At 68.7% G+C, this 16,009-nt stretch carries 16 protein-coding genes; 9 read left to right on the top strand and 7 right to left on the bottom strand.

Annotated elements, in window-relative coordinates; genetic code table 11:
• Both ACRDPN_RS05325 and ACRDPN_RS05320 read right to left on the bottom strand, forming a co-directional pair.
• A partial coding sequence (locus ACRDPN_RS05325; protein ID WP_431446331.1) for an AMP-binding protein occupies positions 1–1,433 on the bottom strand: 1,433 nt, incomplete at its 3' end.
• Positions 1,434–1,509: 76 nt separating this feature from the next.
• Positions 1,510–2,361, bottom strand: coding sequence for a 3-hydroxybutyryl-CoA dehydrogenase (locus ACRDPN_RS05320; RefSeq protein ID WP_431446332.1), 852 nt, complete (start codon positions 2,359–2,361; stop codon positions 1,510–1,512).
• 77 nt (positions 2,362–2,438) lie between these two features.
• Between ACRDPN_RS05320 and ACRDPN_RS05315 the strand changes: the two genes are divergently transcribed.
• Positions 2,439–2,852 carry a hypothetical protein gene (locus tag ACRDPN_RS05315; protein ID WP_431446330.1) on the top strand — a complete coding sequence of 138 codons (414 nt, stop codon included), beginning with the start codon at positions 2,439–2,441 and terminating at the stop codon, positions 2,850–2,852.
• Positions 2,853–2,883: 31 nt separating this feature from the next.
• Positions 2,884–3,771 carry a dienelactone hydrolase family protein gene (locus ACRDPN_RS05310; RefSeq protein WP_431446329.1) on the top strand — a complete coding sequence of 296 codons (888 nt, stop codon included), beginning with the start codon at positions 2,884–2,886 and terminating at the stop codon, positions 3,769–3,771.
• 8 nt (positions 3,772–3,779) lie between these two features.
• On the opposite strand, the gene ACRDPN_RS05305 is transcribed toward ACRDPN_RS05310, so the two are convergent.
• The gene (locus tag ACRDPN_RS05305) at positions 3,780–4,910 is read right to left on the bottom strand and encodes an acyl-CoA dehydrogenase family protein (protein WP_431446328.1); all 1,131 of its coding nucleotides are present in this window, start codon (positions 4,908–4,910) and stop codon (positions 3,780–3,782) included.
• Positions 4,911–4,944: 34 nt separating this feature from the next.
• Here ACRDPN_RS05305 and ACRDPN_RS05300 point away from each other — a divergent pair, with 34 nt between their 5' ends.
• Complete coding sequence (locus ACRDPN_RS05300) at positions 4,945–5,922, top strand: NAD(P)H-dependent flavin oxidoreductase (protein ID WP_431446327.1); 978 nt, start codon at positions 4,945–4,947, stop codon at positions 5,920–5,922.
• Here ACRDPN_RS05300 and ACRDPN_RS05295 read toward each other — a convergent pair.
• From ACRDPN_RS05295 to ACRDPN_RS05285, 3 genes are read right to left on the bottom strand one after another with little or no spacing between them, the layout of a single operon-like run.
• Positions 5,915–6,811 (bottom strand): glucosyl-3-phosphoglycerate synthase, encoded by an 897-nt coding sequence (locus tag ACRDPN_RS05295; RefSeq protein ID WP_431446326.1) that lies wholly within the window; start codon positions 6,809–6,811, stop codon positions 5,915–5,917. The two genes, ACRDPN_RS05300 and ACRDPN_RS05295, sit on opposite strands and share 8 nt — an antisense overlap.
• Positions 6,804–7,673, bottom strand: coding sequence for a dihydropteroate synthase (folP, locus tag ACRDPN_RS05290; protein WP_431446325.1), 870 nt, complete (start codon positions 7,671–7,673; stop codon positions 6,804–6,806). Before folP ends, ACRDPN_RS05295 begins: the two co-directional genes overlap by 8 nt.
• Positions 7,674–7,697: 24 nt before the next feature.
• Positions 7,698–9,086, bottom strand: coding sequence for an FAD-dependent oxidoreductase (locus ACRDPN_RS05285; RefSeq protein ID WP_431446324.1), 1,389 nt, complete (start codon positions 9,084–9,086; stop codon positions 7,698–7,700).
• Between the two features lie 218 nt (positions 9,087–9,304).
• Between ACRDPN_RS05285 and ACRDPN_RS05280 the strand changes: the two genes are divergently transcribed.
• From ACRDPN_RS05280 to ACRDPN_RS05265, 4 genes are all read left to right on the top strand, one after another.
• The gene (locus ACRDPN_RS05280) at positions 9,305–11,293 is read left to right on the top strand and encodes an ATP-binding protein (RefSeq protein ID WP_431446323.1); all 1,989 of its coding nucleotides are present in this window, start codon (positions 9,305–9,307) and stop codon (positions 11,291–11,293) included.
• Entirely contained in the window at positions 11,284–11,925 is a 642-nt protein-coding gene (locus ACRDPN_RS05275) for a response regulator transcription factor (protein WP_431446322.1), read from the top strand. Before ACRDPN_RS05280 ends, ACRDPN_RS05275 begins: the two co-directional genes overlap by 10 nt.
• Before the next feature lie 89 nt (positions 11,926–12,014).
• Entirely contained in the window at positions 12,015–12,305 is a 291-nt protein-coding gene (locus ACRDPN_RS05270; protein ID WP_431446321.1) for a hypothetical protein, read from the top strand.
• A gap of 112 nt (positions 12,306–12,417) precedes the next feature.
• Positions 12,418–13,038 carry a CPBP family glutamic-type intramembrane protease gene (locus ACRDPN_RS05265; protein ID WP_431446320.1) on the top strand — a complete coding sequence of 207 codons (621 nt, stop codon included), beginning with the start codon at positions 12,418–12,420 and terminating at the stop codon, positions 13,036–13,038.
• A gap of 25 nt (positions 13,039–13,063) precedes the next feature.
• Here the strand turns inward: ACRDPN_RS05265 and ACRDPN_RS05260 are convergent, their stop codons facing one another.
• Positions 13,064–13,858, bottom strand: a complete 795-nt coding sequence (locus ACRDPN_RS05260; protein ID WP_431446319.1) for a deoxyribonuclease IV — start codon at positions 13,856–13,858, stop codon at positions 13,064–13,066.
• A 122-nt stretch (positions 13,859–13,980) separates the two neighbouring features.
• On the opposite strand from ACRDPN_RS05260, the gene ACRDPN_RS05255 reads away from it, so the two are divergent.
• Complete coding sequence (locus ACRDPN_RS05255; RefSeq protein ID WP_431446318.1) at positions 13,981–14,352, top strand: nuclear transport factor 2 family protein; 372 nt, start codon at positions 13,981–13,983, stop codon at positions 14,350–14,352.
• Positions 14,353–14,405: 53 nt separating this feature from the next.
• The coding region (locus ACRDPN_RS05250; protein WP_431446317.1) for a DUF3556 domain-containing protein at positions 14,406–16,009 on the top strand (1,604 nt) is incomplete at its 3' end.

The following is a 16,009-nucleotide window of genomic DNA, read 5'->3' as shown; positions in this document are numbered from 1 at the left end:
ACACCCAGCATCCCCGCCTGCAGCAGGAGCAGGAACACGTAGTACTGGCGGACCCGATCCGTGATCGCCGTCCACGAGGACAGGATCGCGATGAAGCCGAGCACGGTGGTGAGCAGGATGAGCAGGGTGCTGATCCCGTCCACTCCGAAGAGGTACTGCACGCCGATGCTGGGGATCCAGTTGTGCCTCTCCACGAACTGGAAGCCCTCGCCGCCGGTGATGATGACGTCCTTCTTGCGGTCGGAGATCGCGACGTAGCCGTCCTCGAACGTGCCGCCGTCACCGGTGTGGAACCAGTCGTCGGCCTGTGCCTCGGCAGTGGCCTCCGGGTTCTGCCAGTACGCCTCGAGGTTGTGGTTGGACGCGGTGAGCACCTCGCCCGACTCGTCGATCTTGACGCGGACCCCCAACGCGGGCGCGCCGGCGCGGCCGAGCAGCTTGGCCTGCTCGTGGGCGTCGAGGTCGTCCCACTCCTCGCGCATGCGGCTCATGGTGACCAGTGGTGTCGTCTCGGTGAGCCCGTAGATCTGGATGAACTCCCAGCCCAGCTCCTCGCGGACCCGCTCGATCGTGCGAGTCGGTGGCGGAGCACCCGCGACGATGATGCGGACGCGGTCACGACCGGGGATGTCACCGTCCCAGTCCCTGGCCGCGTCGAGAGCGGCCGCCACCACCGCGGGAGCCGCGCACATGTAGGTGACGCCGTGCTGCTCGATCCGGCGCAGGATCTCGGCGCCGTCGATCTGGCGGATGACGATGTGCTTCGCACCGACGCCCGTGGCGGTGAACACGTGGCCCCAGCCGTAGGCGTGGAACATCGGCAGCGTGTGCAGGTAGACGTCGCGGTCGTCGACCGATGCGTGCCAGCCGAAGGTGACGGCGTTGAGCCAGTTGTTGCGGTGGGTCAGCTGCACGCCCTTGGGCCTGGCGGTGGTGCCGGACGTGTAGTTGATGGTGGCGGTGGCGGACTCGTCGCCCTCCCACGGCTCGGGTTCGGCCGATGAGGCCCAGATCTTGTCGTCGTCCTCGCCGAGGATGAACGTGCGCTTGCACTCGATCTCGTCCGCGAGGTGCTTGAGCGCCGGGTCGATCATGAGTACCTCGGCGCCGGAGTGCTCGACGATGTAGCGGACCTCGGGCACCGACAAGCGGAAGTTGATGGGCACGAGCACCCGGCCCCACCCGCTGACGCCGTAGAAGGAGGTCAGGAAGCGGGCGGCGTTGTGGGAGACGATCGCGACGCGTCCGCCTACGGGGACACCCATCTCGTCGAGGGTGGCTGCCTGCGAACGAGCGCGGCGCGCCATCTCGGCATAAGTGACCTCACCCCACGACTCGGCAGGTTGGTCGGGCTCGTCGACCACGGCGACGCGGTCGGGATAGACCGTCTCGGCACGGTCGATGAAGTCACGGATGGTCAAGGGGTAGAACATGGTGCCTCCCGAAGCATGACGCAGGTCACAACACGTCTATCCTGCACCGGGCCGCAAGGACTTTGCACCCCGGGCGTCAGCCGTAGGGGTAGAACCCGTGCCCGGTCTTCTTGCCGAGCAGTCCGGCGTCGACCATGCGGTCGAGCAGCGGTGGCGGTGAGTAGAGCGGCTCCTTGAACTCGTCGTACATCGAGATGCCGATGGCCCGGATGGTGTCGAGGCCGATGAGGTCGGACAGCGCGAGCGGTCCCATCGGGTGGCCGCAGCCGAGCACCATGCCGCGGTCGATGTCGGCGGCCGAGGCGTAGCCGGCTTCGTACATGCGGATCGCCGACATCAGGTAGGGCACCAGCAGGCTGTTGACAACGAACCCGGCGCGGTCGGTGGCCTCGATCGGCTCCTTGCCGAGGTCGTCGGACACGAACGCCTTCATCCGCTCGATGGTCTGCTGCGCCGTGGTCAGCGACGGGATGAGCTCGACGAGCTTCATCACCGGCGCCGGGTTGAAGAAGTGCACCCCCATCACGTGGTCGGCCCGGCCGGACACGGCGCCGAGCTTGACGATCGGGATGGACGACGTGTTCGAGGCCAGGATCGCGTCGTCCTCGTCGAGGATGCGTCCGATCCGGCCGAACAGCTCGAGCTTGGTGGGCTCGTCCTCGGTGGCGGCCTCGACCACGAGCTGCCGGTCGGCGAGCGAATCGAGGTCGGACGTGAACGTGATGCGGCCGAGGGTCTCCTCGATGCCGGCTGCGTCGATCTTGCCGCGTTCCTCCGCGTGGTGGAGCGAGGCTGTGACGCGGTCGCGGGCGGCCTTGGCAGCGTCGTCGCTGACCTCCACGGTGATCACGTCGAGCCCGGCGCGGGCGCCGACCTCCGAGATCCCCGAACCCATCAGTCCGCCACCGATCACACCGAGTCGCTCGATTGTCGCCATCTTTCGACCCTAGCCTCAGCCGCGTGTGTCGCCGCGATCCGGGTCGTCGTGCGTGGTGGGATGAGCACATGCGGATTCGCATGGCCGTCCCCGTCGCCATGGTGCTCGCGCTCGTGGCTTGTGGAGGGGACGCCGATCCCCGGCCGAAGCCGACCGCGTCTGCCGCCGCGGAGAAGGCGATGGACGGAGCGCTCCCGCAGGTTCCCGACGGCGTTCCGGTGCCAGGAGCGCTCACCGAATTCACGTGTGAGCGCGTCGAGGAGAAGTGGACGGCGTCCGGCGCGGTGTCCAACACGACGAAGAAGCCGACGACCTTTCAGGTGACGGTGCACGTCGGCCCGGCCGACGGCCAAGGCGCCGCTGCCCACACCAAGCGCATCAGCGCGGTGCAGCCGAACGGCTCGGTGGGATTCGAGCTCGACAAGATCGAGGCACGCTCGCCCGACGGCCCCTGCCACGTCCAGGTGCTCGCGCTGGGTTGATTTCGCACGGTTGCAGGTCGAGACTGACGGCGTGGCGCTGGAGAGGTACCTCCGAGAAGAAGTCGCGATCGATCACGCCGACGGCTACCTGAGTCGCCGAGAGGCTTTGCGCCGCCTCGCGTATCTCGGTCTCGCCGCCCCTGCCGCAGCGGCGCTGCTCGCCGCTTGCGCTCGCGACGACGACTCGGCCACCCCGTCCAGGACCCCCGGCGAGTCGCCGGCCGGTCCGGAGCCGGCCCCCACCGAGGACATCACCTTCTCCGGCCCGGGAGATCGGGACACGTTCGGAACGTTCGCCGAAGCATCGGACCCCAAAGGTGCTGTACTCGTCATCCACGAGAACCGCGGACTGACCGATCACATCAAGTCGGTCGCCGGTCGCTTCGCGACGAGTGGCTACTCCGCGCTGGCCGTCGACCTGCTGTCGGCCGGAGGCGGCACCAAGGAGTTCGACGACGAGGCCGAGATCATGCAGCAGCTCAGTGAGGCCCAGCCGGACGATCTCGTCGCCGACATGACCGCGGCGATCGACGAGCTCGAGCGGCGCGTTCCGGATGCGAAGATCGGCGCGATCGGATTCTGCTTCGGCGGGGGCATGGTCTGGCAGCTGGTCCAGTCCGGCGAGGAGCGTCTCGCGGCCGCCTCGCCGTTCTACGGGACGACACCGGAGGAAGGGCCCGACTTCGCGGACTCGAACGCCGCGGTACTCGGCGTCTACGCCGAGCTCGACGACCGCGTGAACGCGACGCGCGACGGCGCCGAGGCCGCACTCCAGGATGCCGGGCTCGAGCACGAGATCGTCACGTACCCCGGTGTGGACCACGCGTTCTTCAACGCGACGGGCGACAACTACGACAAGGCTCAGGCCGAGAAGGCGTACGCGAAGGTCACGTCCTGGTTCGACGAGTACCTAGCCTGAGCTGTGACTCAGCGTGACAACGCCCGGCTGATGACGAGCCGCTGGATCTGGTTGGTGCCTTCGAAGATCTGCATGACCTTCGCCTCGCGCATGTAGCGCTCGGCGGGGAAGTCGCGCGTGTATCCGGCGCCGCCGAGGACCTGTACGGCGTCCGTCGTGACCCTCATGGCGTTGTCGGTGGAGACGAGCTTGGCGATCGACGCCTCGCGGCCGTACGGGCGGCCGGCGTCCTTGCGGCGAGCTGCGGCCAGGTAGGTGGCGCGGGCCGACTCCACGGCGGCGGCCATGTCCGCGAGGAGGAACGCCAGACCCTGGTGCTCGATGACGGGCTTGCCGAACGTCTCGCGGTCCTTGGCGTAGGCGACGGCGACATCGAGCGCGCCCTGGGCCAACCCGGTGGCGACCGCCGAGATGCCCAGGCGTCCCGCATCGAGGCCGGCAAGAGCGATCTTGAGCCCCTGGCCCTCCTCGCCGAGCCGACGTTCGGCCGGCACGCGGACGTCCTCGAACACCATCGTCGCCGTGGTCGAGCCCATCAGGCCCATTTTCTGCTCGGGTGTGTCGGCACTCAGGCCCGGCGTGTCCGCGGGAACGAGGAAGCACGAGATTCCGCCCGGTGTCTGGGCCATCACCTTGTAGAAGTCGGCCTGGCCGCCGTGGGTGGTCCAGGCTTTCTGGCCGCGGATGACGTAGTCGTTGCCGTCACGCACCGCCTTGGTGCGCATGGCGGCCGGGTCGGACCCGGCGTGGGACTCGGACAGGCAGTAGGCGCCGAGCAGATCTCCGGAGAGCATCTCGGGCAGCCACTTCTTCTTCTGCTCGTCAGTTCCGGCCGTGAACAGACCGAAGCACGACAAGGCGTGCACGCCCACGCCCACGCCCACGCTGGCCCATGCCGACGCGATCTCCTCGAGCACCTGGAGGTAGACCTCGTACGTCTGTCCGCCCCCGCCGAACTCGTCGGGGTACGGCAGGCTCAGCAGTCCGGAGCGTCCGAGGGTGTGGAAGACGCCGCGAGGGAAGGTGGCCGTGGCCTCGGCCTCGTCGACGTTCGGACGCAGCTCCTTGTCGACGATCGTGCGGGTGAGGTCGATGAGGTCTTGGGACTCCTCGGTCGGCATGAGCCGCTCGGCCGGCATGTGGACCTCCTGGTGGCTGGGTAGCCTCCACCCTATGATCCGCACCGAGTTCACCGAGCAGTTCGGCGTCCAGCACCCCATCGTCTGCGGTGGCATGACCGGCCTCGGCACGGCAGAGCTGATCGCCCCGGTCGCGGAGGCCGGCGCACTCGGCTTCCTCACCGCCCTCACCCAGCCGTCGCCGGAGGCGCTGTCGAAGGAGATCGCTCGCACGCGCGAGCTCACCGACCGGCCGTTCGGCGTCAACCTGACGATCCTGCCCACGATCGAACCGGTGCCTTACGACGAGTACCGCGCCGCCATCGTCGAGGCCGGCATCACCGTGGTGGAGACGGCAGGCTCGAATCCCGCGCCGCACCTGCCGGACTTCCACGAGGCGGGCATCAAGGTCATCCACAAGACGACGTCGGTGCGGCACGCGCTCTCGGCGGAGCGCAAGGGTGTCGACGCGATCAGCATCGACGGGTTCGAGTGCGCTGGGCATCCCGGCGAGGACGACGTGCCCGGACTCGTGCTCATCCCCGCCGCCACCCGGGTGCTGACGATCCCGGTGATCGCCAGCGGCGGGCTCGCCACCGGCAGCGGCCTCGTGGCGGCCCTCTCGCTGGGGGCGTGCGCAGCCAACATGGGCACCCGGTTCATGGCCACCGACGAGGCGCCGATCCACGAGAACGTCAAGCAGCAGATCGTCGCCAACAACGAGCGCGACACCGTCATGGTGTTCCGCCAGTTCCACAACTCCGCGCGGGTGGTGCGCAACTCCATCAGCGAGCAGGTGGCGGAGATCGGGGCGAGGCCGGGAGCCACGTTCGCCGACGTCGCCGAGCTCGCCTCCGGCAAGCGGGGTCGCGAGAACGTTCTCGCCCAGGGCGACATGGAAGACGGTATGTGGTGGGCCGGCCAGGTTCAGGGCCTCATCCACGACGTGCTTTCGGTGCGTGACCTGGTCGACCAGATCATCGCCGACGCCGAGGAGATCATCGCCAAGCGCCTGGCTTCGATGATCAGCTGACGAGGGGCGGAAGCATCCACGTGTGGATGCGTTCACGACGCATCTCCACGGCGGCGCTCGCTCCCCGGAAGAAGGCGACACGGGTTCCGGCGAGGTGCTTCTCGCCTTCGAGGCACAGGGTCACCGCGGACTCCAGCTGCACGGTCATGCGGGCGAGCGCGTCGAGATCCTGGTGCGAGTGCCGCCGCACACCGAGGTCCACCTGGGCGAGCGCATCGAGACCATGCGTGTGCAGCAGCTGGAGCAGCATGCCGATCTCGACGCCGTAGCCGGAGACGAACGGCATCCGCAGCAGTGGCTCGCGGACGAACGCGCACTCGCCGGCGAGGGGCTGGGTGAATCCGAGCAGCCGCGGTTCGTAGCGCCGCAACAGCGGTCGGGCCACGAGCTCGGTCACCCTGCCGCCGCCGGAGTCCTCGGTCATCAACGGTCGGTCGTAGAAGCCCTTGACCAGGACGAGTGAGGGGTCGCGCAGCAGGGGATGCAGCAACCGGACGACGAAGGCCGGGTCGAAGTCCACGACGTCGGCGTCGAGGAAGACGCCCAGGTCGCCGGACATCCTGGCAAGGCCGGTCTGCATCGCGCCACCCTTGCCGCCGTCGCGGCCGCGCGGTCCGATCCGGTAGACCGTCGCTCGAGCTGATGCTGCTCGTTGTGCCGTGGCGTCCGTCGAGCGCGAGTCGACCACGATCACCTCGTGCACCAGCCCTGCTCCCTCGACCAGCTCCTTGCGGATCGACTTCACGATCGGGCCGATCGTCGCTTCCTCGTTGCGGGCCGGCAGCACGACGCTGACGCGACGGCCGTCGAGCAATCTCGCGACCTCGTCGGGGTCGGCCGTGGTCGGGAGCGTGCGTCGGCGGAACCACGCCGCGGCCTCGTCAAACAAGGCCCCGCACCGTCCGGCTCGGGGCCCGGTCACCTGCGACGCTGGCCGTCATCTCGAGCACTCGCCGGGTGGGCACGACGTCGTGGGCGCGGAAGATCGAAGCGCCTGCTGAGGCGGCCAGGGCGGTCGCGGCGAGCGTGCCCTCGAGCCGTTCGTCGGGCGGGAGGTTCAGGGTCTCGCCGATGAAGTCCTTGCGCGAAAGCGCCATCAGCACCGGCCACCCGGTGGCCACCAGCTCGTGGACGCGGCGCAGCAGCTCGAGCCCGTGCCAGGTGTTCTTGCCGAAGTCGTGGGTCGGGTCGATGACGACGCCCTCGCGCGGGACCCCGTGGGCGACGGCAGCGGCGGCCCCGCGGGTCGTCTCGGCCACGACGTCGGCGACCACGTCGTCGTAGGCGACACGGTGCGGACGGGTGCGCGGCTCGGCCCCGCCGGTGTGCGAGCACACGAACCCGGCACCGAGCTCGGCCGCCACGTCGACGAGGTCGGGATCGTGCGCCGCCCAGGTGTCGTTGACGATGTCGGCGCCGACCTCGAGGCACCGGCGCGCGACGTCGGCCCGCCAGGTGTCGATGCTGATGACGACGTCGGGCAGCTCCGCACGCACCCGCTCGATGAACGGCACCGTGCGGCGGACCTCCTCGTCGGAGTCGACGAGATCGCCGGGCCCGGCCTTCACGCCACCGATGTCGATGATGTCGGCCCCGTCGTCGACGGCGCGACGTACCGCGTCCAGCGCGACGCTCGGCGTGAACGTGGCGCCCTTGTCGTAGAACGAGTCGGGCGTGCGGTTGACGATGGCCATGACCAGGGCGCGGTCGCGCACGACCCGACGCCCGCGGAAGGTCAGGTCAACGGTCATGCCCTGATCCTCCCGTACTCGAGATCAGGAGCGGGCGATGCGGACCATTTCGTCGCGGGGGACGACCTTGACGCGCTCGCGGGCATGGTCGTGGGACTCGCCGAGCTCGAGCTCGTGCGCGTCCAGCCTCTCCCAGCCCTCCCACGTGGTGATCTCGAGGCCGCGGCCCTCGAAGTAGGCGTCGACGGCATCACGCTCGGGCTGCTCGGGCGCCTTGTTCCCTGAGCCTGACGAAGGGTCCAGGTCCTCGAGGAGCATCTCGACGGTCTGGGCGGCGTCGGACTTGGTGTGACCGATGAGGCCGACCGGTCCGCGCTTGATCCAGCCGGTGACGTAGGCACCGGGCAGCGCGCTGCCGTCGATGTCGATGACTCGACCGCCGTCATTCGGCACGACGCCGCCGGCGAGGTCGAACGGCAGGCCGGCGAGGTTGTCGGAGTAGTAGCCGACGGCCCGGTAGACGGCCTGCACCGGCCAGTCGACGAGCTCGCTGGTGCCACGCGCGTTACCGGTGCCGTCGAGCTCGGTGACTTCGGTGCGCAGGCCGACGACGCGTCCGTCGTCGCCGAGCACCTCGACCGGGTTCTGGCAGAAGTGGATGTGAATCCGGTGCGCGGCGCCCGTCGGCTCCTTGGCGAGGTAGTTCTGCAGCACGTCGACGACGAGCTTGACGCTCTTGGACGCGCGGATGGCATCCATCGAGCCCTCGTCCAGCTCGAAGCCCTCGGGGTGCACGACGACGTCGATGTTGGGGGAGTGGTTCAGCTCGCGCAGCTCCATCGGGGTGAACTTGACCTGCGCCGGGCCGCGTCGCGCGAACACGTGCACGTCGGTGGTGGCATTGCGGCGAAGGCCGTCGGCCACGTTGTCGGGGATCTCGGTGTCGAGCAGCTCGTCGGACGTCTTGGCCAGGATGCGGGCGATGTCGAGGCCGACGTTGCCGACGCCGAGCACGGCCACCTGCTTCGCGTCCGGCTCGAAGGCCCAGTCGCGGTCGACGTCGGGGTGGCCGTCGTACCAGGCGACGAAGTCGGCGGCGCCGAACGAGCCCTTGAGGTCGATGCCCTCGATGTCGAGGTCGCGGTCGTTGCGGGCGCCGGTGGCGAAGATGACGGCGTCGTAGAACCGCTGAAGGTCGTCGAGCTTGAGGTCGTCGCCGTAGTGGACGTTGCCGAAGAAGCGGATGTCCGGGTTCGACAGGACGCGTTTGAGCGCCTTGACGATCTCCTTGATGCGCGGGTGATCCGGCGCGACGCCGTAGCGGATGAGGCCGAACGGGGTCGGGTCGCGCTCGATGAGGTCGATCGTGACCGCATCGAAGGGGGACGGGAGGTCGGCCTTCGTGAGGATGTCGGCGGCGTAGATCCCCGCCGGTCCGGCGCCCACGACGGCGACGCGCAACTGCCTGCTCATGCCTCGAATCTAGGGGCGCGCCCCCAGCCGTCCGAACCCCGTCCACGATGCGAAACAGGTCTCTGACCTGCGACGATGTGGCGCAGATCACATTGGATCGTCGCCGTACTAGTTCCGATGGGCCCGCCGGGACCGAGCGTCCCGCGGAGTACACGCCGGTCTGACCACCGGCGATTCAGTACTGCCACGGTTGCCGCCCCGGCGAGAGCCGGAGGATCATGACTGTCATGACGCCGCGCCAGGTGCTCGCGGGAGCGTTCGCGCTCGTGATCGTGGCCAGCATGCCGGCGATCTGGGCGCTCGAACTGGCGAGTGACCTGAAAGCGACCTCGCTCGTCGAGGACGTCGCCTTCGTCCTGACGGTCATGGCGTCCGTGCTGGTCGGCTGGATGCTCGCGCACCGACGCCCCGAGAACTTCATTGGTTGGCTCCTGTTGGCCAACGGGTTCATCCTCGTCCAGACCGGACTGATCGACACGTACTTGGCATCCGTCCCTGACGTCGGAACACCGGGCGCTCGCGTCGCCGCCAGCTGGTCGACCCACGGCTGGCCGCTCCTGTTCGCACCGATGGTGGCGATCGCCTTCGTCCTTCCGGACGGTCGGCTGCCGTCACCACGGTGGCGAGCTGCCGCCGTGCTCGGGGTCGTGTCGTTCGCGACGACCCTCATCGGCGGGATGGCGAGTCACGAGACACTCGACCGACCGTTCCAGGACGTGGCACCGCTGGCCTTGCTACCCGAACCGGTCTCCCAGGGAATGCAGCTCGGGGGCCTTTTGGGCATGATCGCCACGTTGGTCCTCGCCGCGACGTCCTTGGCCGTGCGGTTCCGCCGTGCGGGCCTGGAGGAACGCCAGCAGCTGAAGTGGATCGCGCTCGCCGGCACGTTGCTCCCCGTGGCGATCATCGCGTCCTCCATAGAGGGGTTCTACGTCGAAGGATCGGGGTGGGTCACCAGCCTGAGCTTCACCCTCGCCATGGTGGCGATCCCGGCGGCGATCGGCGTCGCTGTCACGCGGTACCGGCTGTTCGACATCGACCGGGTGGTCTCCGCAGCGGTCGCCTATGCCCTGATCACCGCGCTGCTGGCGGGCGCCTTCGTGGCGATCATCGTCTTCGGCGGCGTCCTGCTCGGCCGGGGCAGTCCGCTCATCACGGCTGCGGCGACGCTGGCCGTGGCCGTCGCCTTCCGCCCGGTCCGATCGGTCGTGCAAGCGCGCGTCGAACGGACGTTCAACCCGACTCGCTATCGAGGACTGCATCGGATCGACACGTTTCTCGCCGACCTGCGCGCAGGGAGGGTCGAGCCGGAGACGATCGGCGCGGCGATCGCCGAGGCCGTCCCGGACGACTCGCTGCGCCTGTTCTTCTGGCTGCCAGACCGCGACGCGCACGCAGACGCCGACGGCAACCCGGTGCCCGAGCTCCCGTCGGACCCGCCCGGCCAGACGCTGGTGCGACGGGGCGACCTGCGCCTCGGGACCGTGATCCATCAGGACGACCCAGCCGTGCGAAGCGAGCTGGACCCGATCCTCGTCCGGGCCGGCCTCGCGGTGGAGATCGCGCGTCTGCGCGTCGAGGTCCGCCGCCAGCTCGCCGAGGTCGCGCGGTCGCGCACCCGCATCGTGACCGCCGCGATGGACGAACGCCGGCGTCTGGAGCGGGACCTGCACGACGGCGCCCAACAGCAGCTCGTCTCCATCGGACTCGACCTGCGCCACCTGCAGAATGAGCTCGGCACGTGTTCGCCGGTCCAGGACCAGCTGGACGACTCGGTGCGCCGGCTCGGTGACGCCATCCGGGAGCTTCGCTCGCTCGCCCACGGCGTGCGACCGTCCTCCCTCGACGCCGGACTTGCCCCCGCGCTGTCGGAGCTGGTCGCCCGAACCCCGGTGCAGACGACGTTGGACGTCACCAGCGAGCGGTTCGCGGCCGAGACCGAGGCGGCCGCCTACTTCGTCGTCAGCGAAGCCGTGGCCAACGCGCTCAAGCACGGAGCGCCCGGGCAGATCGAGGTGCACGCCGGGCGGTTCGACGGTCGTCTCGTGGTCACAGTGACCGACGACGGCCCCGGCGGCGCAGTCGTGCAGCCCGGCAGCGGGCTCGCCGGGATCGGGGACCGGGTCGCGGCGCTCGACGGTGACCTCAGCATCGACAGCCCGCCGAGCGGCGGAACCCGCGTCCGGGTGGAGCTGCCGTGCGGGTAGTCGTCGCCGAGGACCAGGCCCTGCTGCGGGAGGGCCTGGCTCGGCTGTTCCGGGACGCCGGTCACGATGTCGTCGGCCTGGCCACCGACGGCGCGAGCGTTCGAGAGGTGGTGGCCGAGCAGCAACCCGACCTCGTCGTCGTCGACATCAGGATGCCGCCGACGTTCACCGACGAGGGCATCCAGGCCTCGCACTGGATCCGCGACAACCATCCGGGGGTCGGCGTGCTGGTGCTGTCGCAGCACGTCCATGCCGCCGGTGTCGTCGACCTGGTGTCGCAACGTGGATTCGGCTACCTGCTCAAGGACCGAGTGCTCGACGTCGCGGAGTTCCTGGAGGCCGCTTCGCGCGTCGCCGACGGAGGTTCGGCGCTCGACCCGGCCATCGTCGCGACGCTGGTGGAGCAGGACGTCATGGGCGTCGGACGACTGACGTCGCGAGAGCGCGAGGTGCTGAGCCTGATGGCCGAGGGACTGACGAACGCCGGAATCGCCACGCGTCTCGTGCTCACCGAGCGGACCGTGGAGAGCCACGCCCGCAGCGTCTTCATGAAGCTCGGCCTGCACGGGGACGAGGACGGGCACCGGCGCGTGCTCGCGGTGCTGTCGTTCCTGGCTGCGCCTCAGTGGTAGTACCGCATCGAAGAGTGGTGCTGGCGCCGATGTGAGCGGAGTGGCCGCGAACCGACGATGAGAGCACCAACCACTCACCGGAGGTTCTCATGTCGAACACCAACCATTCCGTCAACGTCCAGCGCGAGTCCACCAGCCGCACGTCGATCGCTGCGCTCGTCCTGGGCGTACTCTCCCTCCCCGGATCCCTGCTCGCCTGGGACACGCTGCCCGGCGGCGGCTTCGTCTGGGGCCTGCCGCTGGCGATCGCCGCGGTCGTCGTCGGCGTCAAGGCCGTCCGCGACGGCGCGACGGGTCGAGCAGCCGCATTCGCCGGAGTCTTCCTCGGCGGCGCGATGATCGCCATGATGGTCGTCTGGACGGCCGTCGGCGCCGGATGACGTAGGGGCGTCGTTCCCGGACCGGGAATCAACTCCCGAATGATCCGGAACGTAGTCCCTGTTCACCGGGAACGACGCCGCGCGACACTGAGGACGTCTTCTCGGCTCCCGGATGATCCGCTGGCGCGTGAGGTGGTACTGGTACGCGCTGGCTCTCGGGCTCCCGCTCGCGGTCCACGGCGGGACGGACGTCCCGTCGCTGACCTTCACCTCGCTGACCACCTTCCTCGCGGTGTTCGCGGTGCGTCTGGTCAACCCCGCGGACGGGCCGTTGGGTGAGCATCCGGGCTGGAACGGTGTCGCCCTGCCGGGCATGCAAGCAAGCCATTCGCCGCTGGTCGCCACCACGGTCCTGGCGCTGCTGGTGGCCGGCTGGCATCTACCCACATTCTTCCTGGAAGAGGGCGGCCTTCGACCGTCCGTCCTGGTGGCCGGCTTCGTGACGACGATGGCGGTGACGTACTGGTACGCGTGGCTCTTCAACCACACCGGCGGAAGCATTCTCCTGGTCGTGGCGGCGCACTCCGTCGAAAGGAGCATCCAGTACGAGCTCGGCTGGTTGATCATGGGCGTGTGGTTGGCCGTGGCTGTCGGGTTGGTCGTCTTCGACCGGAAGGCCTGGCGCGGTCCCGCGCCTGCCGGGACGACGATGCCACCGACGCTACCGCCCAAAGTGGCGGCACCGACGACGTCTGCCTCGCTCTCTCCAGAGCAGCGCCCGGTCGTGCAATAGGTGGATCCGGCCAGTCGGGGTCGGTTCAGAGTCGCTCGCGCAGCCAGTCGAAGTCCGCGACGTGATCGGCTGCATCGCCCGGGGTCTCGCAGATCACCGGTGCGCCCGCATTGCGCACGACAGCAGCCAGCAGGTCGGGGTCGATCTTCCCCTGACCCAGGCTGGTGTGCCGGTCGGCGCCGGAGTCGAAGTCGTCGCGGCTGTCGTTGCAGTGCACGAGGTCGATCCGGCCGGTGATTGCCGTGACGTCGTCGATGACGGTCTCCAGGGCGTTGCCTCCGGCGTGGGCGTGGCAGGTGTCGAGACAGAACCCGACCATCTCCGAACCGGACGCCGCCGAGATGGCGTCGAAGACACCGGCGATCCGGTCGAGATACCGGGTCATGGCGTTGTCGCCCCCCGCGGTGTTCTCGACGAGGATCGGCAGCTTGATGTCGGTGGCCTCGATCGCCTTGCGCCAGTTGTCGAAGCCGATCGCCGGGTCCTCGTTGTCGCCGAGGTGGCCGCCATGCACGATCAGTCCCTTGGCCCCGATCGCCGCCGCTCCGTCGACGTGCTTCTGGAGCAGTTGCCGCGAAGGGATGCGGATCCGGTTGTTGGTCGTCGCGACGTTGATGAGGTACGGCGCGTGGACGTAGAGGTCGATGCCATCCTTCTCCGCGTCGGCCTTGAGGCCGTCTGCGCCGCCCGAGTACCTGAACTCCGGTCCCTTGTAGCCCTGCGGGTTGCCGAGAAAGAATTGCACGACCCTGGTGCCGCGCGCCTTCGCCTCGGCGATCGGGTCGGTCTGGTCGACGTGTGCCCCGATGGTGATGGTCATGGTCGCCAGTCTAGGAAGTCGTGCCGACACCGACCTGACTAGTACCGAAGGACCATTTTCGCACTGCCGCAACAGTCGTAACGTCGCGAGAGTTCGGGGAAATTGGGAGAGGTAGTTGAGGGATGTCCAGCGAAGACAACAAGCAGGCTGCAAGAGACGGCTACGACGCGTTCATCAAGGGCGACGCCAAAGGTGCGATGGCCGACATCGCCGACTCCATCGAGTGGGTGGTCAGCGGCGACAGTGCGGTGAGCGGCACCTACCACGGCAAGGAAGAGGTCGGCGGCTTCTGGGGAAGGCTCGTGGAGAAGGGTTTCACGGTCGCGCCGCACGAGTTCATCGCCGAGGGCGACATTGTCGTCGCCCTGGTGACACAGCGACTGGGAGCCGACGAGGCCGAGTCCGCCGACGTGCTGAAGTACGAGGACGGCAAGCTCGTACGGTTCCAGTCGTTCGGCGAAGACACGATGCTCGAGAACGCATTCCCGAAGTAGGCACCACTCGCTGAGGTACTAGTCTCACGTCGAGAGGGACGTGAGGAGCACGCATGGGATTCGTCTCACCGTCACTGCCCGACCTCGATGTCGACCAGTGGCGGGCGTTGCCGCGCGCCGAGCGCACGAAGGTGCTCCAGCAGCACTGGGCCCTCCATGGCTTCGGCACGCCCTATGCGGTCTACCTCCTCTACGTCGTCAAGATCGGGCTCTACGTCCTCGGCGGCCTGCTCTTCGCCGCATCCACGCCCGGTATCGGCGGGCTCGGTGACATCGCCGACTGGTGGACCGAGCCGGTGGTCTTCCAGAAGGTCATCGTCTGGACCCTGCTGTTCGAGGTGCTCGGCTTCGGCTGCGGTTTCGGCCCGCTGACGCTGCGGTTCCTGCCGCCGATCGGCACCTTCCTGTACTGGCTGCGGCCCGACACCATCCGCCTGCCTCCGTGGCCGGACCGCGTCCCAGGCACGCGCGGCTCGCGCCGCACGCTCCTGGACGTCGCGCTCTACCTCGGCGTCATCGCGTCCGCTCTGTGGGTGCTGCTCGCGCCTGCCGATCCCCTGATCGGGACGGCGCGCCTGATCCCACTGCTCGTCGTGCTGCCCCTGCTCGGTCTCCGCGACAAGACGATCTTCCTGGCGGCCCGTTCGGAGCACTACTGGGTGACCGCGCTGGTGTTCCTGCTCCCGTTCGTCGACATGATCGTGGCCGCCAAGCTGATCATGGTGGCCATCTGGTGGGGCGCGGCGACGTCCAAGCTCAACCGGCACTTCCCCTACGTCGTCTCCACGATGATGGCCAACGCGCCGCTGGTCCCGCGGTTCGCGAAGAGGCATCTCTGGCGCGATCCGGTGGACGACATCACGCCGTCCTGGCTCTCCCGGGCGTTGGCGCACGGCGGCACGGTCGTGGAGTTCGGCATCCCGCTCGTGCTGCTGCTGTCGAGTGGAGGATGGGTGACGCAAGTTGCCTTGGTGACCATAGTTCTTTTTCACCTGAACATCCTCAGCTCGATCCCGATGGGCGTACCGCTGGAGTGGAACGTGCTGATGATGTTCGGCGCTGTGTTCCTGTTCGGCCACCACGCCGGCCTCGGACTGACGGACGTCACTCAGCCCGCACTCGTGTACGGGCTGGTGGCGCTCATCGTCGCCTCGGTCGCGTGGGGCAACGTCCGTCCCGACCAGTGGTCGTTCCTGCCGTCGATGCGCTACTACGCCGGCACCTGGGCCACGTCGGTGTGGCTGTTCGGCGAGGGCGCCGAGCAGAAGTACGCGGAGCGCGTGACGAAGGCGGCGCAGCTGCCCCATCGCCAGCTTGCCCGGCTCTACCCGCCGGACACCGTCGACATGATGATGGGCAAGCTCGGTGCCTGGCGAGGACTGCACACCCACGGGCGCGCGATGCTCGGCCTCTACCCGCACGCGGCCGACGACCACGAGTCACGGATGGCCGTCGACGGCGAGATGGTCGCCGGTTCGGCGATCGGATGGAACTTCGGTGACGGCCACCTGCACCACGAGGCACTCCTGGCCGCCGTGCAGGAGCGCTGCGACTTCGCTCCTGGGCAGCTCCGCGTCATCATGATGGAGTCGCCGCCGATGGGACGCCCCGTTCAGCAGTACCGCATCGTCGACGCCGCCACCGGTCTCCTCGAGGA

The organism is Aeromicrobium sp., assembly GCF_050700635.1.
Classification (GTDB): Bacteria; Actinomycetota; Actinomycetes; order Propionibacteriales; family Nocardioidaceae; genus Aeromicrobium.
Note: the sequence above shows the minus strand (reverse complement) of the source record. Positions and strands in the feature narration are given on the sequence as shown.

Bases quoted from the DNA above. Each gene is read 5' to 3' on its own strand.
- ACRDPN_RS05300 (WP_431446327.1), top strand. From the start codon at position 4,945: ATGATCCGCACCGAGTTCACCGAGCAGTTCGGCGTCCAGCACCCCATC.
- ACRDPN_RS05255 (WP_431446318.1), top strand. From the start codon at position 13,981: ATGTCCAGCGAAGACAACAAGCAGGCTGCAAGAGACGGCTACGACGCG.
- ACRDPN_RS05260 (WP_431446319.1), bottom strand. From the start codon at position 13,858: ATGACCATCACCATCGGGGCACACGTCGACCAGACCGACCCGATCGCC.
- ACRDPN_RS05315 (WP_431446330.1), top strand. From the start codon at position 2,439: ATGCGGATTCGCATGGCCGTCCCCGTCGCCATGGTGCTCGCGCTCGTG.
- ACRDPN_RS05285 (WP_431446324.1), bottom strand. From the start codon at position 9,086: ATGAGCAGGCAGTTGCGCGTCGCCGTCGTGGGCGCCGGACCGGCGGGG.
- folP (WP_431446325.1), bottom strand. From the start codon at position 7,673: ATGACCGTTGACCTGACCTTCCGCGGGCGTCGGGTCGTGCGCGACCGC.
- ACRDPN_RS05270 (WP_431446321.1), top strand. From the start codon at position 12,015: ATGTCGAACACCAACCATTCCGTCAACGTCCAGCGCGAGTCCACCAGC.
- ACRDPN_RS05305 (WP_431446328.1), bottom strand. From the start codon at position 4,910: ATGCCGGCCGAGCGGCTCATGCCGACCGAGGAGTCCCAAGACCTCATC.
- ACRDPN_RS05280 (WP_431446323.1), top strand. From the start codon at position 9,305: ATGACTGTCATGACGCCGCGCCAGGTGCTCGCGGGAGCGTTCGCGCTC.
- ACRDPN_RS05265 (WP_431446320.1), top strand. From the start codon at position 12,418: ATGATCCGCTGGCGCGTGAGGTGGTACTGGTACGCGCTGGCTCTCGGG.